Source organism: Paenibacillus alkalitolerans, from assembly GCF_016482785.1.
Taxonomy (GTDB): domain Bacteria; phylum Bacillota; class Bacilli; order Paenibacillales; family YIM-B00363; genus Paenibacillus_AE; species Paenibacillus_AE alkalitolerans.
Window position 1 is genome coordinate 56,883 of record NZ_JAEMXM010000019.1, and the last position, 21,406, is coordinate 78,288.

The following is a 21,406-nucleotide window of genomic DNA, read 5'->3' on the forward strand; positions in this document are numbered from 1 at the left end:
ATGATCGATGTGCAAAATCTTATCAAGACATATACGACTTATGAACGAGGGCATTCATTTAAAGAAGCTGTACTGAGCCTGTTCAAGCGGAAAACAATCGAGGTTCAGGCGGTAAAAGGTTTGACGTTCCATGTGGAAGTGGGAGAAATTGTCGGCTTTCTCGGGCCGAACGGGGCGGGCAAATCGACGACGTTGAAAATGTTGACTGGCGTCCTGCACCCGACTTCGGGCGATGTCCGAATCATGAATTTCACGCCTTGGAAGCAGCGGAAAAAATACGTCGGCAACATTGGAGCGGTATTCGGGCAAAAGTCGCAGCTGCTGTGGGACATACCGCCGATCGACGCATTTTACATGAATAAAGCGATATACGGAATCGAAGATCGGACATTCCAAGAGACGCTGGACCAACTGACGGAGCTGCTCGATGTCGGTCGCATAATAAGGAAACCGACGCGGCAGCTGTCGCTCGGCGAACGGATGAAGTGCGAATTCATTATGGCTATGCTGCATCGCCCGTCCGTCGTTTTTTTGGACGAGCCTACGATCGGACTCGATGTCATTGCGAAGGAGAAAATCCGGGAGTTCATCAAGGAGATGAACAAGCAGGGCGTCACTTTCATCCTTACCACCCACGATCTGGAGGATGTGGACCAATTGGCCCGTCGCGTCATCGTCATCAATCACGGGGAGATTGTGTTTGACGATTCCATCTCGGCTCTGCGAAACTTTCTCGGCGCGAAGAAGACGGTGAAGCTGGCGACGGAGCAGCCGGCCGATTGGGAAGCGTTCGACGGCGTCGAGGTGTTGAAGCTCGAATCCGTTCACGAAGCGGAGTTGGAGCTCGACACGGAGAAGCTGCCGCTCAAACAATTCATTCAGCTCATGAACGAACGGTATACGATCCACGATATGTCTATTAACGCGCTTCCGATTGAAAGAGTTATTAAAGAGTTATATGCGAAGTCGTACGCTTGATTAAAAATAAGACGATGAAGTCTCCTCATCCCGGAGACTTTTTTCTTTTCGTTCATTTCGTTTGAATAACGATGAAGCTCACCGGGAAGAGTATTTCCATTACTGGAAACAAATTGAATGGAGCGCAGTCAAATGAAGGCTGTTACATTTCAAGGCATCAAGGATGTAAAGGTAAAGGAGGTGAACGATCCGAAAATCGAGAAAGGGGACGATATCATTGTCCGTATTACCAGCACCGCCATTTGCGGATCGGATTTGCATCTCATTCACGGAATGGTTCCCAATTTGCCGGAAGATTACATTATCGGCCATGAACCGATGGGTATTGTGGAAGAAGTCGGCCCGGAAGTAACCAAGGTGAAGAAAGGAGATCGTGTCATTATTCCTTTCACGGTGGCTTGCGGACAATGCTTCTACTGTCAAAATCAACTGGAAAGCCAATGCGACCAATCCAACCCGCATGGGGAATCCGGCGGTTTTTTCGGCTATTCCGATACTTACGGCGGTTATGCCGGAGGCCAAGCGGAGATGCTGAGGGTTCCGTTCGCCAATTTTACCCCCTTCCGAATTCCCGACGATTGTGAATTAGAGGACGAAAAATTGCTGTTCCTTTCCGATATTCTCCCTACGGCTTACTGGGGTGTCGATGATGCCGGCGTCAAAAAGGGCGACACGGTTATTGTTCTGGGCTGCGGCCCGGTCGGTTTATTGGCGCAAAAGTTTGCTTGGATGAAGGGGGCGGAAAGAGTCATAGCCGTCGATTATATCGACTACCGGTTGGAGCATGCGAAACGAACGAATCGTGTAGAAGTTATTAATTTTGAGGCCGAAAAGAATATCGGGAACCATTTGAAAGAGATTACTCGCGGCGGGGCGGACGTCGTAATCGATTGTGTCGGCATGGATGGAAAGATGACGTTCGTCGAGCTTGTGGAGACTGCATTGAAGCTGCAAGGAGGGGCGATGGGAGCGATCCAAATTGCGAGCCAAGCCGTAAGGAAAGGCGGGACCATCCAATTGGTCGGCGTTTACGGCATGCGGTACAATGCTTTTCCTCTTGGAGATTTGTTCAGCCGGAATATCACATTAAAGATGGGGCAAGCGCCGGTTATTCATTATATGCCCGAACTGTATCGGATGATTGCGGACGGCCGGATCGATCCCGCAGATATGATTACCCATCGTTTGAGCTTGGAGGAAGCTGAGCGCGGTTACGAGATTTTCGACACAAAAACGGATAACTGCATCAAAGTAGTGCTGAAACCATAATGCCGGTTCCGCATGGGCGTATAAAATATAATTGATGTTGATTTATTTTCCCAATCTTTATATTATATAATTGACAATTTCATAAACACGGGAGCTTGGTTTAGCCAGGCTGAGAGGATGGCCGATATGCCGTCGACCGTATAACCTGATCTGGGTAATGCCAGCGGAGGAAACGTGCTGACCTTTGTATATACACAAAGACCACTACTTTCGTTGTGGTCTTTTTTTTGCGAATATATAAGGTCGTCTCCGCTTGATCACATTCAATCTGAGGAGGAATTGAAATGGCAAGCGTGTACAAGGCAGAAGTTGTTCCAAATGTATCATCCTTTCCGGGGAGCAAGAAGGTTTATATTCAAGGTTCCCGCGAGGACTTAAAAGTTCCTATGCGTGAAATCACACTAACACCGACTATTAGAAATGATCATGAGCAAGAAAATCCGCCAGTTCGCGTCTACGACAGCAGCGGACCATATACGGACTCCACAATACATACGGATATCCGCAAAGGTCTTCCTCTCAATCGACGAAATTGGATACTGGAACGCAACGATGTCGAAGAGTATGAAGGCAGGACCGTCAAGCCGGAAGATAACGGATACAAAAATCAGGATCAAATAAGTAACGAAGAATTGTTTCCGGGGTTACGCCGACGGCCGCTGCGGGCAAAAGCGGGAGCCACTGTAACACAAATGCACTATGCAAGGAAAGGCATCATTACCCCTGAGATGGAATACATAGCTATTCGGGAGAATGTAGATCCGGATTTTGTTCGGAGTGAGGTTGCACACGGCCGCGCGATCATTCCTTCAAACATCAATCATCCTGAAAGCGAACCTATGATCATTGGCCGCAACTTTTTGGTAAAAATCAACGCAAACATCGGAAACTCCGCAGTTGCTTCATCCATCGACGAAGAAGTGGAAAAGATGAGATGGGCGACCCGTTGGGGCGCGGATACGATCATGGATCTGTCCACGGGCAAAAATATTCATACGACCCGGGAATGGATTATTCGCAACTCTCCTGTGCCCATCGGCACGGTGCCTCTTTATCAGGCATTGGAAAAGGTCGGCGGAAAAGCGGAAGAATTAAGCTGGGAGATTTATCGGGATACTCTCATTGAGCAAGCCGAACAGGGCGTCGATTACTTTACCATTCATGCCGGTGTTCTGTTGCGTTATATTCCGCTTACCGCTAAACGTGTAACCGGCATTGTGTCTCGCGGCGGTTCCATCATGGCTGCGTGGTGTCTTGCCCACCACCAAGAAAATTTTCTTTATACCCATTTCGAAGAGATTTGTGAAATTATGAAAACTTATGATGTGGCTTTTTCACTTGGAGACGGATTACGTCCCGGATCCATAGCGGATGCTAATGATGAAGCTCAGTTTGCGGAATTGGAGACACTCGGCGAACTAACCCAAATAGCCTGGAAACACGATGTGCAGGTTATGGTTGAAGGACCCGGACATGTTCCCATGCACATGATTAAAGAGAATGTAGATCGTCAGATGGAAGTTTGCCAAGAAGCTCCGTTTTACACATTAGGTCCTTTAACGACGGATATCGCTCCCGGTTATGATCATATTACCTCGGCAATCGGTGCGGCGATGATCGGATGGTTCGGTACGGCTATGCTTTGTTACGTCACGCCCAAGGAACATCTCGGTTTGCCGAATAAAGATGATGTCCGTGAAGGAGTTATAGCATACAAAATCGCCGCTCATGCGGCTGATTTGGCCAAAGGACATCCCGGGGCTAAAGAAAGAGACAATGCTTTGTCGAAAGCCCGTTTTGAATTCCGTTGGCGAGATCAATTTAATCTGTCTTTAGATCCTGAAAGAGCAATGGAATATCATGACGAGACCCTTCCGGCGGAAGGTGCCAAATCTGCACATTTTTGCTCCATGTGCGGGCCTAAATTTTGCAGTATGAAAATTACGCAGGACATTCGGGATTATGCGAAACAGCATGGACTCGAAGATCATCAAGCAATAGAGCAGGGACTAAAGGAAAAATCCAAAGAATTCAATAAAGCCGGCAACGCAATTTATAGATAGTAGTAGACCGTTCGTAATGACGGTCGTTTAAACCGTAAATCGAACTCAGCTCACATCATGTCGATGTGCTGCATACAATGAAGCGACAGCCTATAACAAATCGCCGCACTAGCGAACCAGAAGCCGATACCGATCGATGGTATTGGCTTTTCTTTTTCCCGGAGGAGATGGTGGGAGTGGAAAAAGAAGAAATCGTCATTGACGGATCGCCGCTCACGATAGAAGACGTCATTTTGGCGGCGCGCTATCGCTCACCGGTCAGGATCGGGAAAGCGAGCGAAATGAAAATGAAGCGAAGCAGAGAGTACGTGGATCGATTGCTGCGGGACAAAAAGGCCGTGTACGGCTTGACGACCGGCTTCGGCAAGTTCAGCGACACCTACATCTCCGTCGAAGACGCCAAATCGCTCCAGTTGAACTTGATTCGCAGCCATGCATGCGGTGTCGGCAACCCGTTCCCGGAAGAAGTGGCGAGAGCCGTAATGCTGCTTCGCATCAACGCGCTGGCGCTAGGATATTCCGGCATCCGGTTCGAAGCGGTACAGACGATGGCCGAAATGCTGAACAAAGGCGTTATTCCAGTTATTCCGGAGAAAGGATCTCTTGGAGCAAGCGGCGATCTCGCCCCGTTGTCCCACCTGGCGCTCGTACTCATCGGCGAAGGGGAAGCGATGTTCCGGGGACAACGGATGCCGGGCGGCAAAGCGATGTCTCTCGCCGGCATTCCCCCCGTCGTGTTGGAAGCGAAAGAAGGCTTGGCGTTAATTAACGGAACCCAAGTGATGACGGCGATAGGCGCCATTGCTTGTTGGGACGCCATCCATGCGGCGCGTTGGGCCGATTGCGCCGCGGCGTTAAGCTGTGAAGCGTTATTAGGCGTACGGGACGCGTTTGATCCGGCCACCCATGAAATCAGGCCGCACGGCGGCCAACGTCAGTCTGCTTCCAATATCAGGAGGCTGACGGAAAGAAGCCGGCTGATGACGAATCAGGGGGAACTGAGGGTGCAGGACGCTTATTCTCTCCGCTGCGCGCCGCAGGTGCATGGAGCAAGCAGAGACGCGCTCGCTTACATCGCGGAAAAGATCGCCCTCGAAATGAATTCCGCAACTGACAATCCGTTGATCTTCGCGGATGAAGACCGTGTAATTTCCGGCGGCAATTTCCACGGTCAGCCGGTTGCGCTATCCATGGATTTTCTTTCGATTTGCGCGGCGGAGCTAGCCAATATTTCCGAGCGCCGCATCGAACGGTTGGTGAACCCTCAACTGAACGAGCAGCTCCCTCCGTTTCTGACGAGGCAGGGCGGGCTGCATTCCGGTTTTATGGTCGCCCAATATACTGCGGCTGCGCTCGTTTCGGAAAACAAAGCGTTGTCGCATCCGGCGAGCGTAGATTCCATACCGTCTTCGGGCAACCAGGAAGACCATGTCAGCATGGGGACGATCGCCGCCCGCAAGGCGATGCAAATCATTGAGAATGTGTGCAGCGTGCTGGCCATAGAGCTGCTGTGCGCCGCTCAAGCGGTCGATTTCAGAGACCCGCAACGGTTGGGGAAAGGAACGGGTTGGTTATATGCGAAGCTCCGTGAGCGGGTTTCTTTTGCCGATGAAGACCGCGCGCTATCGTCCGAGATTGTGAAGATCGCAGGCTGGATGAAGGAGCAAGGAGTTTTGGAAGAGCTGAAAACGATTGCGCCCATCGAGTAACCTTGTTGGAGGTCGATGCTCATGAGCAACAAACAGCGCTGTTCGTTTAAACTGTCGGTTAAAAAATAACTGGACACTCGAAAACGGCGGTAATATAATTAGTGAAAACGATAACATACGCTTCCTAGACAAACTCCCCACAATATCCAACGCCCGTAGTTTTAATTTGCTTTGTTGTGTAAACGTTAACCTATGTCATTATGTGTAATCGTTAACCTAAGTAAATTACGATTGCGAGAGGATTGATGTCAATGATTAAGGAATACGTAAGAGAATCGTTGAGAAACGAAGCGCAAGCGTTAATGAGCATCAGCGAAGAAGTCGGGAGCGAGTACGAGAAAGCGGTTGAATTGTTGTCAACTTGCAAAGGCAAAGTGGTTGTCACGGGCATTGGCAAGTCCGGACACATAGGAAAGAAAATCGCGGCTTCGCTGTCGAGCACGGGCACTCCTTCGTTCTTCGTCCATTCGGCGGAGGCGGTGCACGGGGACAGCGGCACGATCGAGAAGCGGGACGTCGTGATCTTGTTGTCCAACAGCGGCGAGACTCAGGAAGTGTTGAATATATTGGCGATTGTCGAGAAGATCGGCGCGCCCAGAATCGCGATTACTAAAAATCCGCAATCCACGCTCGCTGTCAAAAGCGATGTCGCCCTAACTTACAGCTATGAGAAGGAAGCCGACCACTTAGGATTGGCGCCTACGACAAGCGCGCTGCTGCAATTGGCGATCGGCGACGCTTTGGCGGTTGCTTTGTGCCGCTTGAAGGGCTTTACGGAAGACGACTTTCATCTGTACCATCCCGGCGGAAGCTTGGGGCGGCAATTATCGGAAAAAGCGTAATCATTCGTCATTATATAAGATACATTGGGGAGGAACTCATAATGAGCATATTAGTGATCGGCAGCTTTATGATGGATTTGGTCGTGCGAACGGAACGGGCGCCGGAAGCGGGCGAAACGATCATCGGTACGAGCTTCGGAAGATTTCCGGGAGGAAAGGGCGCCAACCAAGCGGTTGCGGCGGCGCGTCTCGGCGGAAGCGTATGTATGGCGGGCATGCTCGGAAAAGACATGTTCGGGGAAGAAATGCGGGCGGTAATGGAAAAAGAATCGATCGATACGCGGCACATTTTGAACGATGAACATTCCTCAACCGGGGTAGGCTCCATCGTGCTGGACAAGAACGGTCAGAACCGGATCATCGTCGTTCCTGGCGCAAACTTGAAATATACCGCTGGGGATGTGGATAACATAGAGTCTGTGATTCAACAAGCCGACATGTTGATCATGCAGCTGGAGATGGATATTTCCGTAATGGAAAGAGCGGCGGAAATTGCGGCGGGACACGGTGTCCCGGTCATTCTTAACCCCGCTCCCGCGCAGCGGCTGAGCGACGAATTGCTGAGAAACGTCACGTATTTGACTCCGAACGAAACGGAGCTGGAGCTGTTGACGGGCATCAAGCCCGCGAGCATGGACGAAGTCAAATATGCCGCTCAACTGCTTCTCGACAAAGGCGTGAAGCATATTGTCGTAACGTTGGCCGAGAAGGGAGCGCTCGTTTCGGCCGACGGAGGCTTTCAACATGTCGAAGGTTTCCCGGTGGAGCCTGTCGATACGGTGGCGGCGGGAGATTCGTTCAACGGTGCTTTGGCGGTACGGCTTGTTCAAGGAAAATCGCTGGTCGAAGCGGCGCGCTACGCGAATGCGGTCGGCGCTCTGACGGTGACGAAGCTGGGCGCCATTCCATCTTTGCCTTACGCTTCGGAAGTGGAACGATTTATCGAAGGCAGAATAAAGGTAGGTGGCTGATCCGATGTTGAAAACAGTCTGTATACATCCGGAGTTAATGAAATTGTTGGCGGCTTGCGGGCATGGTGACAAAATATTGATCGCCGACGGGAATTACCCGATCGATTCGAACACCGGCGGCGGGTGTGCCAAAATATATTTGAATTTGACGCACGGGATTCCGCTTGTAACGGATGTTTTGAGCGTTCTTGAGAAGACGATACCGGTGGAGAAGGCGGAGACGATGATTCCGGATTCCGGCGAAGAACCGGCTATTTTTTCCGAGTTCCGGTCGATATTGAACGGGCTTCAACCGGATTATTTAGGCCGGTTCGAATTTTATGAAGCGTGCAAGAAGGAAAATGTAAAAGTGGCCATAGCTACCGGGGAGCAGAGAATTTATGCGAATATTTTGCTGACGGTAGGCGTAGTGTAGATTCCGCCTTTCTAGATTTCTTCATTGGAAACACATATAATGATGAGAAATATGAAGCTTTCCTATCAGAGAGGTCAGGTCGAATTGAAGAAGTTGACGGTGAAGGATGTAGCGAAAGAAGCCGGAGTATCGACCGCAACCATATCCCGTGTGCTTAACAATACCGGTTATGTCAGCGAGCACGCCCGGGAGCAAGTCCTGCGTACGATCAAGATGCTCAATTATCAGCCGAACTCTATCGCCCGAAGTCTGAAACAAAAGAAATCGAGCAGTATCGGTATCGTGTTGCCGGATATGACCAATCCTTATTTCATGTCCATCTCGAGGCAAATACAGCGAAAATGCATGAGCGAGGGTTATCATTTGCTGTATATGGATACGGAGGAAGATCCGGAAAAAGAAAGACAAGCGTTGGATTTCCTGTTGGAGAAACGGGTCGAAGCTCTCATCATTGCAGGAACGGGTCAAAACAAGGACAAAATCGAATCCGCCGGCCAGTTGGGTGTTCATGTTATTCTTATCGACCGGAAAATAGAAAATCTAAGATTGGACGTCATCGCCGAAGATAACCGGTCCGTGTCGGAGGAAGCCGTGTCCTATCTCCTGAATAAAGGGCATCGGCATATCGGCATAATTAACGGACCGATGGCGGTAATCACGGCAAAAGAACGTTATGAGGGCGCCGAAGCCGCATTCGCCAAGTTCGGCGCGCGGCCGGATGCCCGTTATGTATATGAAGGGGATTTTACAAGGCAATCCGGCGCCGAAGGGGTTAAGCATCTCATGCGGTTGCCGGCTCCGCCGACGGCCATATTTTCCGCCAACAACGAAATGTCGTACGGGTTGTATCTAGGTCTTCATGAGCTTGGGATCCGTACGAATGAAATCGAAGTCGTCTCTTTCGGTGATTTGGAATTTTCCCCCTTATTTTCTCAAAAACTGTCCGTCATTATGCAAAATCCGCAGGAAATAGGCGACGCCGCGGCGGATCTTGTGCTCAAGCGGCTGGAGCTCGGGGGGAAAGGTTTTGAGAACCGGTTGTTTTATCCGCGGATGATCCAAAAACATTAAATTTATATTTGAAACGGGGCCTTGCGGATTTGGGGGCTCCGTTTGCGTTTCATCGCGCCGGAAACGGCGAGCGCCATGCAGTATACAAGCAAAGCCGCGCTTATAGACGCTATAACAGCCCACAACAAGTCAAATCCGGAGCGCTGCGAGAACGAAAATGCAAATTGCCCGCAAATTGCCATCAACAGCGCGCTGAATATCACTTTCATCGTTTGCCGGGCGTCCAAATAAAATCCGATGATGCGCGCGGTGGAGAAGAAATTGAGCAAGGCGAGCAGACAAATGCCCAAGCCGATTCCCAAGGCAACTCCGTTGATGCCGAACTCGGTGCCGAAAATCATAATCGCCATCGCTTTGAAGGCGGTGGCAACGATAAAGTTCCACATGGTCGCGTTCGCCCTGCCCATCCCTAATAACACGGCGTGCAGCGGAGCTTCGAAGTAATGCAAGAAGAAAAAGGGAGCCAGAATCTTCAACAGTACTCCGGCTTCGGGAGCATGGTACACAAGGGTCGTCAACGGAGTCGCCCATATGTATAAAATAACGGTGGCCGGCGCTCCGACGATGAGTCCGATGCGCAGCGCCTGATCCATTCTGCGGTGCATCAATATTTCGTTGCGGCTGGCGTTCGCTTCGCTGACGGCGGGTATGAGCGCGGTCGACAACGAATGCGTAATGAAGCTCGGCAGAAACAGCAACGGGAACGCATAACCGGCCATCAACCCGAATTGTTTGGTGGCCAGCGCCGTGCCGATTCCGGCGACGGCTAAGCTTTTCGTAATGAGCATCGGCTGAAACGCGCTGTATACGGAGCTGATCAATCCGTGGCCTGTCGTCGGCAAGCCAATGTGCAGCAGTTCCGACAATGTTTGTTTGCCTTGTTGGAGATGGCGGGACAGCTTTTCCCTGACGCCGCTGTTTTGTCTGTACATTCTAAATCTTGTGATCAAGAACAACAGTCCGGCAGCCTCACCGAGCACGGCGGCGGTCATCGCGCCCGCGGCGGCATATTGGATTCCGTATGGAATGAGAAACTGCACCAAAGCGACAATGCAGACGATCTGTATCGTATTTTCGATCACGTCGGAGAAGGCGATCGATTTCATATTTTGCTTTCCTCGAAAATAACCCTTCAGCACCGCCGATACCGCGACGACAGGAGCGATCGGAATGAGCGCAAGCATGGCGTAATATGCCCGTTGGTCGGTCAATAGGAAGGACGCGATGGGCTTTGCGCCCAGAAGGGCGGTTGCGGTCAACGCAATGCTTAACGTGCAGGTAACGGCGAGCGAAACGGCGAGTATTTTCTTCACTTTCGCTTGATTGCCCTGAGCGTCCGCTTCGGCGACAAGCTTCGAGATGGCCACGGGCAAACCAAGTTCCGTTAAAGTGATAATCAGCGGGATCAGCGGGTACGCCATCATGAGCAAACCGATGCCCTCCGCGCCTAACAGCCTGGCCAAGACGATTCCGTTGATAAACCCTATAATTCTTGTTACCAAGGCGGCAGCCGTCAAAATGAAGGCTCCCCGAGCGAACGATTGTTTCTGCATACATATCCATCTCCGGCGATAAAGATTCCAATTGTTACAAATATGATAGAATAAAGAAATTAGAACTGATTTTCATAGAATTGAATTCATACTTTTGAAGGCGGTGTTCCATGGAACTGCAACAGATTGTCAAATGGATTGACGGAATACGGGGCACGATCGGCCAGGTTGTCGTCGGCAAAGACGATACCGTCGATCTGCTGCTCACCTCGTTATTGGCCAACGGCCACGCGCTGCTGGAGGATGTGCCGGGCACAGGAAAAACGCTGCTCGCCAAATCGTTGGCCCGCTCGCTCGACTGCTCCTTCAAGCGAATCCAGTTTACGCCGGATCTGCTGCCTTCGGATGTAAGCGGCATCAATTACTTCAACCAGAAGTCCGGTGATTTCGAATTTCGTCCGGGCCCGGTGTTCGCCAACGTTTTGCTGGCCGATGAGATCAACCGGGCGACGCCGCGCACGCAGTCGAGCCTGCTCGAGTGCATGGAGGAACGTCAAATTACGATAGACGGCGTCACCCATCGGCTGGAGTCGCCTTTCCTCGTTATCGCAACGCAAAACCCGGTAGACAATCAAGGCACGTTTCCGCTGCCCGAAGCGCAGCTCGACCGGTTTTTGCTAAGGATCACAATGGGTTACCCTTCGTTTGAAGAGTCGAAGGACATTCTTCTCCGGTTTCGCGAATCGAATCCGCTTGACACGATTCGGCCGGCAGCGACCGCTGAGGAGGTCGTTGCCGCGCAGAAGTTTGCGGCGGCCGTCCGTATAAGCGATGATTTGTTAAACTATATTATTCGGATCGCCGAAGCTTCCAGAAGCCACCCGGACGTTACTCTCGGCGTAAGTCCGCGCGGCAGCCAGGCGCTGCTGAAGGCTTCGCAGGCTTATGCGCTCGTTCGGGGACGGGACTATGTGACGCCGGACGACATTAAATCGGTGGCGGTGTCCGCGCTTTCACACCGTCTGCTTATCCGCAACGCCGTTCGGGGCCGGGAGCAACGGGCGGAAGAGGTCGTTCGGAAGCTGCTTAACGAAGTCGAGGTTCCGGCGGAACCGGCCGTTCTCTCGGAACGAAGGTAGGCCCGGCGATATGCAGCTGCCTTGGTTCATCGTCAACTTGGTCGTAATGCTCGGAGTTCTTTCGTGGGTGTATAAAAGGAGCGCTTTGAAGCAGATGAGTTACTCGCGGCATTTTTCGAAAGAGACCGTATTTGAAGGCGAAGATGTCGAGATGGTGGAGCTCATCGTAAACCGGAAGCCGCTTCCGCTGCCGTGGGTTCGTCTCGAATCGCTTATTGAACGCGGGCTGTCGTTTAGCAAACAGACGAATCTGGATATCCGCAGCGGGGAGCTTTACCAGAACCATATCAGTCTGTTCAGCTTGCGGCCATACCGCCAAATCGTACGGAGGCATAAAGTTCAGTGCTTCAAACGGGGATATTACAGGTTGGATTCCGCGACGATGACCGCGGGCGATCCGTTCGGATTCGTGACGACTTCAAAGCGGTTCCCGCTTTCGCTCGAGCTTCTCGTATATCCGGGAACGGTGCCGCTTGCGGATCTGCCGCTCCCGAATCACAGCTGGCTCGGCGATATCGCCGTGCGGCGTTGGATTGTGGAAGATCCGTTTTTGACGGCGGGGGTGCGCGAATACCGTCCCGGCGATCCGCTTCAAGCCGTCAATTGGAAGGCGACGGCTCGCGCGGGCGCGCTTCAAGTGCACAAGAAGGATTTCACCGCCGATCACCGGCTCATGATTTGCCTCAATCTCGAAGTAAGCGAGACGATGTGGAAAGCGGTCATCGATCCCGAGCGGATCGAACAAGGGATACGTTATGCCGCATCGGTCGCCGTTTACGCGTTGAATAACGGCATCGAAACCGGATTCCTCTGCAACGGGTGGATGAAGGGTAAACCGAAACAGGCGGTCCGCATCGATCCGGCAGGCGGTACGGAACAGATTAGAGAATTGCTCGAAACGATGGCGAAGCTGGAGCTGGAGACGGCCGAGTCGATGTCATGGATGCTGGAGCGGGAAATATCGATGGCGGCAACCGACATGGACTTTCTGGTCATTACGTGCCATCAAGGGGACAAGCTGCGGGAAAACGCAGATGAATTAAAGAGATTGGGGAACGGCTTGGAATGGATGATCATACCCGGGTAAGGAAGGGGGGATACGTGTTGCGTGCGGCGGGTGGTGTCAGGAAAACTGCTTTGCTTTGGGTCGCGTGTTTCGTCGAACAGCTGGTGCTGCTGCCGGTTTGGCTGCTCCTTGATACTTTCTTGGTTCCCGAAGGGACGAAAGGGGTATGGCTTGCCGGATTGCCGCTTCTCGCGCTGGTCGGAACTGCCGCCGGTATCCAGTTGAACGCTTTATGGGCACAGTGGGCGGCGGGAGCGGCCGTTGGGGCCGTGTTCGCCGTCATTGCCGCAGGAACCGGGTTGTATGCCGTCCCGCTGTTTGCCGCCGGTTTCTTTACCATGCTCCTAAGCATGTCGATATCGAACCGCGCGTGGGAACCCCGTTGGTATTGGATCGGAGTTGCGGTCAATTTCATAGGCTGTTTAGTGTTCGGTATTATTCCCGGTGGGACGGGCAAGCTTCTTCTATTGACCGTGACAGGAGGACTCTGCACGGTGATCGCTCTTTACGCATCGAACGTTACTTTTTTGCGCGGTGCATCGCTGTCGGAACGGAGGGATCGGTCCGTCCCGGCGCCTCTGAGAAACCATAACCGTGTATATGTAGGCGCAATTTTGGTTATTTCAGTGGTATTGACGGCAATGTTCGGAAATGTTGTGGGGACATTGCTGTGGAGCGCCTTCAAGTCCGTACTCAGGTGGCTGCTGCAGCGGCCGCAGCAAGAAGAACAGCCTGCGGAGCCGCCGGCGCAAACCGCTCCCCCGCAGCCGATCCTGCCGGACGTGCAGCAGGAGCCCGGATTGTTTGCGAAATTGCTCGATATATTGTTTTATACGATTACCGTCCTCATTTTGGCGGCTGTTGCGGGTTATGTTGCGTACTGGTTGTATAAGAACGGCGGAGGAATTTGGCGAAACTGGGTAAACCGGCTCATTGCGCTGTTGCGCCGGTCGAAACGCGTAGAGGAAGGCGCGGGGTACACGGATGAAGAAACCGTAGTGTTCGATTGGACGGCGGTGAAAGCGGACATTCGAAACCGTTGGCTGGGACGCTTCGGTTTCGGAAGGCGGGGAGAACGGTGGGAGCAGATGCGCAGCAACGGCGAGCGCGTCCGCTATTTGTTCCGGCGTTGGATGCGGTCGAACATCGATAACGGTTATGAAGCGAAGCCGCATTTGACCCCTTTGGAGACGGGACAGGACATAGCAAGGTGGGCGGCGGAAAGCGGAAAAGGCGGCGGTTCGAAGCGGCATTCCGTTGAGTACGTTCCGGATGCGGCCGATTCTTTGATCGCGCTTTACTATAAAGCCCGTTATTCCGGGAAAGACGTGACCGACGATGAAGTGGAAAACGTTCGCGCCCGCGTCCTGAAATGACGGCACCTCGCCGAATCGTGTCCGGAGATGATAGTACTCGCCGATTTGGGTCAGGAAATGATAGCCCCCCGTCGAATCGTTCGAGTGTAACGGCAAAATTTTCCGCTGCAATGGATTTTCGGCGAATTGCTATACTGCAGCGGAAGTTTTTTCCTCTGCAGCTTTGAAATAGGCCATTTTTGAGTATGATGAATGCTAGAGCGGCAATTTTTACCGCTGTAATGGCCCAATAGGCCGTGTCATGAACGCAGCGGAAATATTTTGCCGCTGTATGCATCTCTTTGGGGGTGGAGACGATGAAGAAAATTAACAAAACCGAGGTTCACAAGGAATTACAGGCCTTCGTTGGGCAAGATGCATATATCCACAGTGAAGCCACGTCCTTCGTCTTCGTCCGCAATTTCCGTATTTCTATTACGGAATGCCATATTGCCGGCGAAGGGCCGTATCGGGTCGCAATCCGGTTCGAAAGAAACGGCTGGCTTCGCACGGAGGGGCTTACTCATTATGAAATAGATGAACAAGGCAGGCTGCTGTTGGCTGGTTATGACGACAGAGGCCGAATGAATGTGGCATTGGAGCTGGGAAAGGAGGCGTTCCCCGAATGAAACGGAAACTGATGGCGGTATTTGCGCACCCCGACGACGAATCGTTTATTTGCGGGGGAACGTTGGCGAAGTATGCGGGTTCGGGAGTCGAGATCACGCTCGTGAGCGCCACCAAGGGCGAAATGGGACGCCGCATGGGCAATCCGCCTTATGTGAACCGGGAGTCCATGCCGCACATCCGGGAACAGGAGCTGCGGCAGGCATGCGCAGCATTGGGCATCCGTGATCTGATCTTCTTGGGTATACGCGACAAGACGGTTGAATTTATCGATCAGGAACAACTGACCGGCAGGATCGCGGCACTGATGGAGGAAGCGGATCCCGACGTTGTTCTTACCTTTCATGAGAGGCTCGGCGGCCACCCCGATCACTGCGCGATCGGCAAAGCGGCGACGGCGGCTTTTCACCGAACACGCCGGAAGGGCTCGCTATATTTCATCACCTATGGCGATGCGATGGAGCATCCCGAACGGTACGGGTACACGAAGAATGACGTGGTTAAAATCGATATCAGCGATCAATTGGATGCGAAGCTCGCCGCCTACCGCGCTCACCGGTGCCAAACGGAAATCGACGAATGGGTATGGGGGCCGGATCACAAAGCGTTGGCGAAGTTTGGCCGGTACGAGTATTTTTTGAACGGCACTGTCTCGCTTCCTCTGCGTGTGTTCGATGATTTGTTCCAATGAGGGGTGAATGATATTTGGATACCGGACTTGAACAGGTGCAACAATTGCTTATCAAGTATAAGCAGGAGCATGTTTTAGATTTTCTTAAGAGGCTGGATCCTATCGAGAAAGATAAATTGATTCAACAAATACTCAGTATTGATTTTGTGCAGCTGTCTTCGGCCTTGAATAAGGTAAAGCACCAGAAAGTTGTGGATATAGAATCAATTGAACCGATGGAGTATCAGCGACTGGATCAATTCACAAAGGAACAACGGGACATGTATGCCGAAGAGGGGTGGAGATTACTCCGAAACGGCGAGGTCGGCGTAATTGTAGTCGCAGGCGGGCAAGGCAGCAGATTGGGACATGAAGGACCGAAAGGTACATTGGATATCGATTTACCCTCTGGCAAATCATTGTTCCAATTGCAAGCGGAGCGCCTGTTAAATCTTTCAAACAGGGCCGCACAAAGCATTCCTTGGTACATTATGACAAGCCCTGAAAATCATGACGCCACGATTCAGTTCTTTCAATCGCACAATTACTTCGGGTACCCGAAAACAGACTGCATATTCTTTCAACAAAAGACGATGCCGGCAATAGACCAACAAGGGAAGCTGCTCTTCTCTTCGCCTTCTCAAATCAATTTTGTCCCTAGCGGTAACGGGGAATGCTTTTCATCCCTGTATCACTCAGGCGCCCTTGAAGATATGAAACGAAGAGGCATTACTTGGCTGTTTTATTACAATGTCGATAATGCGATTATTAAAGCGGCAGATCCATTGTTCGTAGGCTTTTCCGCTTCCTTCGACAATACAATATCTACTAAAGCGATTAAAAAGGTCGACCCGGAAGAAAAGGTTGGCGTTCTGTGCTTGAAGAATGGGCGTCCTTTTGTATTGGAATATAATGAGATACCGGATGCATTATTGCAACAACGCAACAGTCAAGGCGAATTGCTGCTGGGCCTCGCCAACATTTCCATCCATATGTTCCGGTATGATTTCATTGAAAAATACGCGCGCCACAAAGTCCCTTACCATGTCGCACTAAAGAAAATAAAGTATTCCGATACTAACGGCACTATTATAACTCCCGATGAACCAAACGCGTATAAACTGGAAAGTTTTATTTTCGACTACTTCCCGTTTGCGGAAAAAACGACAGTTTTATTAGCCGAACGTGAAGAAGAATTTGCCCCGGTCAAAAATAAAGAAGGAGCGGACAGTCCTTTAACTGCAAGAAACCAAATTCTTAATCTCCATAAAAAATGGCTCGCGGATAGCGGTGTCGACTTGGCAAAACTCGGGTTGCAAGATCGATTCATAGAAATATCTCCACTACTATCGTACGGCGGCGAAGGAATAAACGAAGGTATTGATAAAATCATTAAACAACAAGGGATGAAATGAAGAAAAAATTTGTATGGATCGGCTTGTTGCTTCTGGGCGTCTTGGCGTTCTGAGCTAAGTAAACGAGTGCAGAGAAGCATGCCGCGGCAGCCGCTCTGCACTTTTCATTGCTGGGGGTGGATCGTATAAAAAAGTTTGCAGCCATTTTATTAGCGGTTATATGTTTACTGACACTTCACTTCCTAATGCAACCACAGTCGCCAACAAAATCCGATGTTTTCCGCAATACCGAAAACTGGTCGCCTCCGGTTAAGGAAATTTATTTGGTTGAAAAGGTTGGCGACGAGTGGATTACAATTTTCAGGAGCGAGAACATGTTATTTTTAGGTGAACTGCACCGAAATTGGTTTGGTTCATGGGTGCTAGGAGACAAACTAGGTAATTCAGGCCCGTTAAGTTCCGCTCACTATCCCCCGGGCGGAGAAGAGGACGTGTTATGGAGCGCCTCAGGAATAGGAGATATTTCGATATATTTCGGAATGATTAACAGTCCGGAAATAGATAAAATAGTTATCCATGTAGAAAATAAAACATTTGACGTACCTTTATTAGAATCTTCAGACGGCAACAGATTTTATTATTTTGAAAGGAATGGCAGTACGGTTCCTTTCACGATAATCGGACTGTCTAAAGAAGGGGAAATCGTATATACGAATTAATCCGCATTAATTCTCGCTTAAAGCGTCCGCGGCGAGCGCTTGGAGCACCATGTTGTCCATCGGCGGATTGTGTAGACCGGCACGGACGTCGCGGTAGTATCTTTCTAGAGGAAAGGTTCTGGACAAGCTGGCGCCACCCGCGATGCGCATCGCCATATCCACAACTTTAATCGCATTGTTCGTTGCCACATATTTGGCCAAACCGAGCTCCGGCTTTAAGTGCGGCCGGCGTTCCATCGGTTCCCGGTCCCAGCGGTCCGCCGCCGCATACAACAGGCTGCGGGCCGTCCGAAGCTCGACCTCTATCTGCCCGATCGATTGTTCAACCCAAGGGAGCTCGGCAATCGGTCCCGTTAAATAGTTCGGCCGGTATGTTTGCGCGTATTTTAAGACGAAATCTCGCGCCGCCAACGCTATTCCGATGTAGCACGCCGGGATGTGCAGCAGCCAGCCGCCTCCGTCGTCGGTTCCCTTACCGGTGATACGGGCGTCCTCAGCGGCGAATGCGCCGTCCAACACCACATCATGGCTTCCGGTTGCGCGCATCCCGATCGTGTCCCACGTCTCCGCTACGGTGACCCGGTCGGATGCAAAGACCAGAAATTCAGCCGTGCGGTCTTCCTCGGGAATATAGGCGGACACGACGAATCGGTCGAGAATCGGTGACAGAGTGCTGAACGTTTTGCGTCCGGTAATGAGCCATCCGCCGTCGGTCCGTACCGCCGTGGTTTCGGGTCTGCCGCCCCGCGTGGGGCTGCCTGTGGCCGCTTCCGTGGCGAAGGTGTTGATCATCGCGCCATCGGAGACAACATCCCGGCACAACTGTGCGAACAGGCTGTCCGGCCATTTGCGGCTCGTTCTAAGATGGAGCACCTGACCGACATGCCAACCGACCGCCAAAGCGGTGGAACCGTCGCCGTACGCCAGACGCTCCTGCAGTAGCACCATTTCGTAGAGCGACAGCTCGTCCCCGCCGAACGCTTTCGGCACCGTTATTTTTAAATAACCGGCATTACGCAGATCTTCGAAATTTTCGAACGGAAACGACCCTTCCAAATCGTGCGCACCCGCTCTATCCGCGAAACGGCCAGCAAGGGCTTCGACTTTCTCCGCACGTTCCCTCTCCTCTTCGCTGCGGATATATTGATCGATCAACCGTCCCATTCGCGCACACTCCTTTTCAAAAATCCCATGAGCAACCTATCGTATACATATTAAGCATTTTACCATAATAATGGCGGCTCCCGGGAACGCTGCACCATGCAGCGGCAGAAGTTACCGCTGGAGAGCGGGTTTGAAAATTCGTCGAATTGCAAAGGCAAAATGTACCGCTGCATTAAGCGGATCGTGTGCAATGAGCGGTTGGACAGCTGTGGAGAGGCAAAAATTGCCGCTGCGGAGTGGAGAAATATATTGTATCTGTTGCAGGGGAAAATATTACCTCTGCATACGGCAAATATGCAATCGCGTTCGAATTGGTTTTTGTTTTTCTTTGAAAAACTCATATTCAAACACAAACAAAGATGCTAGAATGGAAACAAACAAAAACAAAATAAAGCATGCGGAGGAAAAACGATGGTACAAAGCTTATGGGACACAACGAAAGCGTCGGCGCTCAAAGGAGGACTCGACGAGCTCGTCTACAGGTCCAATATTATTGGAGCGGACCGGCGGGTGTGCAATTGGGGCGGAGGCAACACGTCGATGAAGACGACGGTAACCGATTTCCGCGGCCGCGAAGTCGAAGTGATGTGGGTGAAAGGCAGCGGCTCGGACCTGGCCACGATGAAAGCCGGCAACTTTACAGGTTTGCGCATGGAAGACATCCGCCCGTTGTTCGAAAGAGGCGAAATGTCGGATGAAGAGATGGTCGCGTATTTGGCGCATTGCATGATCGACGCCAAGCATCCGCGCGCATCGATCGAGACGCTGCTTCATGCATTCTTACCGTTCAATCATGTCGATCATACGCACCCGGATGCGATTATCAGCCTGTGCTGCGCGGACAACGGGAAGGAAATCGCGCGCGAAATTTTCGGCGACCGTTTCGTATGGGTTCCTTACGTCCGTCCGGGATTCACGCTTTCCAAGATGATTGCGCAAGGCGTGCTTGCCAATCCGAACGCGGAGCTTGTGCTCATGGAGAAGCACGGCCTCGTCACTTGGGGCGATACTTCCGAAGCTTGCTACGCCAAGACGATCGCAATCATTAACGAGGCTGAAGCTTACATTGAAGCGAGAGTCAACGAAGCAAAGCTGTTCGGCGGCGCAAAACACGAACCGCTGCCCGCGGACGTACGCCGCAGCATTGCATCGCAAGTGATGCCCGCCATTCGCGGAGCCGTGAGCGATGCGAAGAAAATGATCCTCACGTTCGACGACGAAGCGGATGTTCTGCAATTCGCGGGCGGCAAGGATTCGGCGCAATTGTCCCAGGTCGGCGCGGCTTGCCCGGACCATCTCGTGCATACGAAGGTCGTCCCGCTCTTTATCGACTGGACGCCGGACGCGCAAGACGTTGAAGGTTTGAAAACGAAGCTCAAGGACGGCATTGCGGCTTACAAAGAGCAGTACAAAGCGTACTTCGAGCGGAACAAGAACGAAGGGGACGTCATGTTTGAAGCGGCTCCGCGCGTCATTCTCATACCGGGCGTCGGCATGATCAATACCGGCAAAAGCTGGGCGATGTCCAAAGTGAGCGGAGCGCTGTACCATCGCGCGATCGCGGTCATGAGAGGCTCCACCGCGCTCGGAAAGTTCGTCTCCCTCAGTGAGAACGAATCTTACAACGTCGAATATTGGCCGCTTGAGCTGTATAAGCTGACTCTGGCTCCGCCGGAAGCGGAATTTTCCCGCAAAGTCGCGTTCATTACGGGCGGCGCCGGAGGCATAGGCAGCGAAACGGCGCGACGTCTCGTATCCGAAGGCGCACATGTCGTGCTCGCCGATCTGAACCTCGAAGGAGCGCAGAAGGTCGCGGCTGAAATTAACGAAAAGTTCGGCGAAAACCGGGCGGTTGCGGTTAAGATGGACGTAACGAAAGAAGAGGAAGTCGAGGCTGCATATGCCGAGACGGCGCTCGCTTACGGCGGCGTGGACATTATCGTCAATAACGCAGGCTTGGCGACATCCAGTCCGTTCGACGAAACTTCGCTCAAAGAATGGAACCTAAACATCAACGTGCTCGGCACAGGTTATTTCCTTGTGGCGCGCGAAGCGTTCAAGCTGATGAAAGCTCAAGGCGTCGGCGGCAACATGGTGTTCATCGGCTCGAAAAACTCGATTTACGCGGGCAAGAACGCCTCCGCATACAGCTCGGCCAAGGCGCTCGAAGCCCATCTCGCACGCTGCATCGCCGCGGAAGGCGGGGAATTCGGCATTCGCGTGAATACGATATTGCCGGATGCGATATTGCAAGGCTCCGCGATTTGGAATTCGAATTGGCGCAACGAGCGGGCTGCCGCTTACGGAATCGAGCCGGATCAACTGGAGGAATATTACCGCAAGCGGACGACGCTGCTCGTCAACATATTCCCGAAAGACATAGCTGAAGGCGTCGCGTTCTTCGCTTCCTCCAAATCGGACAAAACGACAGGCTGCATGCTGACGATCGACGGCGGAGTGCCGGCTGCATTTACCCGATAAAGCGGAGGAGGGGAAAACA

Annotated in this window: 18 protein-coding genes; 16 read left to right on the plus strand and 2 right to left on the minus strand. The window is 51.9% G+C overall.

The features are described from left to right. The 8 genes from JET16_RS22815 to JET16_RS22850 all read left to right on the plus strand — a co-directional run bounded on the left by JET16_RS22815 (position 1) and on the right by JET16_RS22850 (position 9,318). Positions 1–978, plus strand: a complete 978-nt coding sequence (locus tag JET16_RS22815; protein ID WP_199620804.1) for an ABC transporter ATP-binding protein — start codon at positions 1–3, stop codon at positions 976–978. A 132-nt stretch (positions 979–1,110) separates the two neighbouring features. Continuing rightward, the gene (locus tag JET16_RS22820) at positions 1,111–2,247 is read left to right on the plus strand and encodes a zinc-dependent alcohol dehydrogenase (protein WP_199620807.1); all 1,137 of its coding nucleotides are present in this window, start codon (positions 1,111–1,113) and stop codon (positions 2,245–2,247) included. Positions 2,248–2,531: 284 nt separating this feature from the next. Further along, complete coding sequence (gene thiC / locus JET16_RS22825) at positions 2,532–4,310, plus strand: phosphomethylpyrimidine synthase ThiC (protein ID WP_199620810.1); 1,779 nt, start codon at positions 2,532–2,534, stop codon at positions 4,308–4,310. A gap of 176 nt (positions 4,311–4,486) precedes the next feature. Then, complete coding sequence (gene hutH / locus JET16_RS22830) at positions 4,487–6,019, plus strand: histidine ammonia-lyase (RefSeq protein ID WP_407673180.1); 1,533 nt, start codon at positions 4,487–4,489, stop codon at positions 6,017–6,019. A 251-nt stretch (positions 6,020–6,270) separates the two neighbouring features. Next, positions 6,271–6,861, plus strand: a complete 591-nt coding sequence (locus tag JET16_RS22835) for a KpsF/GutQ family sugar-phosphate isomerase (RefSeq protein ID WP_233532086.1) — start codon at positions 6,271–6,273, stop codon at positions 6,859–6,861. 41 nt (positions 6,862–6,902) lie between these two features. Continuing rightward, positions 6,903–7,832, plus strand: coding sequence for a ribokinase (gene rbsK, locus JET16_RS22840; protein WP_199620819.1), 930 nt, complete (start codon positions 6,903–6,905; stop codon positions 7,830–7,832). A gap of 4 nt (positions 7,833–7,836) precedes the next feature. After that, complete coding sequence (locus JET16_RS22845; protein WP_199620822.1) at positions 7,837–8,247, plus strand: RbsD/FucU family protein; 411 nt, start codon at positions 7,837–7,839, stop codon at positions 8,245–8,247. A 39-nt stretch (positions 8,248–8,286) separates the two neighbouring features. Beyond that, complete coding sequence (locus JET16_RS22850; RefSeq protein ID WP_199620825.1) at positions 8,287–9,318, plus strand: LacI family DNA-binding transcriptional regulator; 1,032 nt, start codon at positions 8,287–8,289, stop codon at positions 9,316–9,318. Between the two features lie 2 nt (positions 9,319–9,320). Here JET16_RS22850 and spoVB read toward each other — a convergent pair whose 3' ends face one another. After that, on the minus strand, positions 9,321–10,871 hold the full coding sequence (spoVB, locus tag JET16_RS22855) for a stage V sporulation protein B (protein ID WP_199620828.1): 1,551 nt from the start codon (positions 10,869–10,871) through the stop codon (positions 9,321–9,323). A gap of 110 nt (positions 10,872–10,981) precedes the next feature. Here spoVB and JET16_RS22860 point away from each other — a divergent pair, with 110 nt between their 5' ends. The 7 genes from JET16_RS22860 (at position 10,982) to JET16_RS22890 (ending at position 17,742) form a co-directional block, all read left to right on the plus strand. Beyond that, entirely contained in the window at positions 10,982–11,950 is a 969-nt protein-coding gene (locus tag JET16_RS22860; protein WP_199620830.1) for an AAA family ATPase, read from the plus strand. Between the two features lie 10 nt (positions 11,951–11,960). Beyond that, entirely contained in the window at positions 11,961–13,037 is a 1,077-nt protein-coding gene (locus JET16_RS22865) for a DUF58 domain-containing protein (RefSeq protein ID WP_199620832.1), read from the plus strand. Further along, a complete protein-coding gene (locus JET16_RS22870; RefSeq protein WP_199620834.1) occupies positions 13,016–14,392 on the plus strand; it encodes a DUF4129 domain-containing protein in 1,377 nt (458 codons plus the stop codon). The genes JET16_RS22865 and JET16_RS22870 overlap by 22 nt, the downstream gene beginning before the upstream one ends. Positions 14,393–14,688: 296 nt before the next feature. Beyond that, positions 14,689–15,000, plus strand: coding sequence for a DUF1806 family protein (locus tag JET16_RS22875; RefSeq protein WP_199620836.1), 312 nt, complete (start codon positions 14,689–14,691; stop codon positions 14,998–15,000). Then, positions 14,997–15,689, plus strand: coding sequence for a PIG-L family deacetylase (locus JET16_RS22880; protein ID WP_199620838.1), 693 nt, complete (start codon positions 14,997–14,999; stop codon positions 15,687–15,689). Before JET16_RS22875 ends, JET16_RS22880 begins: the two co-directional genes overlap by 4 nt. Positions 15,690–15,703: 14 nt before the next feature. After that, positions 15,704–17,083, plus strand: coding sequence for a UTP--glucose-1-phosphate uridylyltransferase (locus JET16_RS22885; protein ID WP_199620840.1), 1,380 nt, complete (start codon positions 15,704–15,706; stop codon positions 17,081–17,083). A 314-nt stretch (positions 17,084–17,397) separates the two neighbouring features. After that, positions 17,398–17,742, plus strand: a complete 345-nt coding sequence (locus tag JET16_RS22890) for a hypothetical protein (RefSeq protein WP_199620842.1) — start codon at positions 17,398–17,400, stop codon at positions 17,740–17,742. A gap of 6 nt (positions 17,743–17,748) precedes the next feature. On the opposite strand, the gene JET16_RS22895 is transcribed toward JET16_RS22890, so the two are convergent. Then, on the minus strand, positions 17,749–18,906 hold the full coding sequence (locus JET16_RS22895) for an acyl-CoA dehydrogenase family protein (RefSeq protein WP_199620844.1): 1,158 nt from the start codon (positions 18,904–18,906) through the stop codon (positions 17,749–17,751). A 411-nt stretch (positions 18,907–19,317) separates the two neighbouring features. Between JET16_RS22895 and JET16_RS22900 the strand changes: the two genes are divergently transcribed. Then, a complete protein-coding gene (locus tag JET16_RS22900) occupies positions 19,318–21,387 on the plus strand; it encodes a bifunctional aldolase/short-chain dehydrogenase (RefSeq protein WP_199620847.1) in 2,070 nt (689 codons plus the stop codon). Positions 21,388–21,406: the final 19 nt, after the last annotated feature.

Excerpts from the sequence above, each read along its gene's own strand:
- JET16_RS22815 (WP_199620804.1), top strand. The coding sequence starts at position 1 with ATGATCGATGTGCAAAATCTTATCAAGACATATACGACTTATGAACGA.
- JET16_RS22820 (WP_199620807.1), top strand. The coding sequence starts at position 1,111 with ATGAAGGCTGTTACATTTCAAGGCATCAAGGATGTAAAGGTAAAGGAG.
- thiC (WP_199620810.1), top strand. The coding sequence starts at position 2,532 with ATGGCAAGCGTGTACAAGGCAGAAGTTGTTCCAAATGTATCATCCTTT.
- JET16_RS22835 (WP_233532086.1), top strand. The coding sequence starts at position 6,271 with ATGATTAAGGAATACGTAAGAGAATCGTTGAGAAACGAAGCGCAAGCG.
- rbsK (WP_199620819.1), top strand. The coding sequence starts at position 6,903 with ATGAGCATATTAGTGATCGGCAGCTTTATGATGGATTTGGTCGTGCGA.
- JET16_RS22845 (WP_199620822.1), top strand. The coding sequence starts at position 7,837 with ATGTTGAAAACAGTCTGTATACATCCGGAGTTAATGAAATTGTTGGCG.
- JET16_RS22850 (WP_199620825.1), top strand. The coding sequence starts at position 8,287 with ATGATGAGAAATATGAAGCTTTCCTATCAGAGAGGTCAGGTCGAATTG.
- spoVB (WP_199620828.1), bottom strand. The coding sequence starts at position 10,871 with ATGCAGAAACAATCGTTCGCTCGGGGAGCCTTCATTTTGACGGCTGCC.
- JET16_RS22860 (WP_199620830.1), top strand. The coding sequence starts at position 10,982 with ATGGAACTGCAACAGATTGTCAAATGGATTGACGGAATACGGGGCACG.
- JET16_RS22865 (WP_199620832.1), top strand. The coding sequence starts at position 11,961 with ATGCAGCTGCCTTGGTTCATCGTCAACTTGGTCGTAATGCTCGGAGTT.
- JET16_RS22870 (WP_199620834.1), top strand. The coding sequence starts at position 13,016 with ATGGATGATCATACCCGGGTAAGGAAGGGGGGATACGTGTTGCGTGCG.
- JET16_RS22875 (WP_199620836.1), top strand. The coding sequence starts at position 14,689 with ATGAAGAAAATTAACAAAACCGAGGTTCACAAGGAATTACAGGCCTTC.
- JET16_RS22880 (WP_199620838.1), top strand. The coding sequence starts at position 14,997 with ATGAAACGGAAACTGATGGCGGTATTTGCGCACCCCGACGACGAATCG.
- JET16_RS22890 (WP_199620842.1), top strand. The coding sequence starts at position 17,398 with ATGTTATTTTTAGGTGAACTGCACCGAAATTGGTTTGGTTCATGGGTG.
- JET16_RS22895 (WP_199620844.1), bottom strand. The coding sequence starts at position 18,906 with ATGGGACGGTTGATCGATCAATATATCCGCAGCGAAGAGGAGAGGGAA.
- JET16_RS22900 (WP_199620847.1), top strand. The coding sequence starts at position 19,318 with ATGGTACAAAGCTTATGGGACACAACGAAAGCGTCGGCGCTCAAAGGA.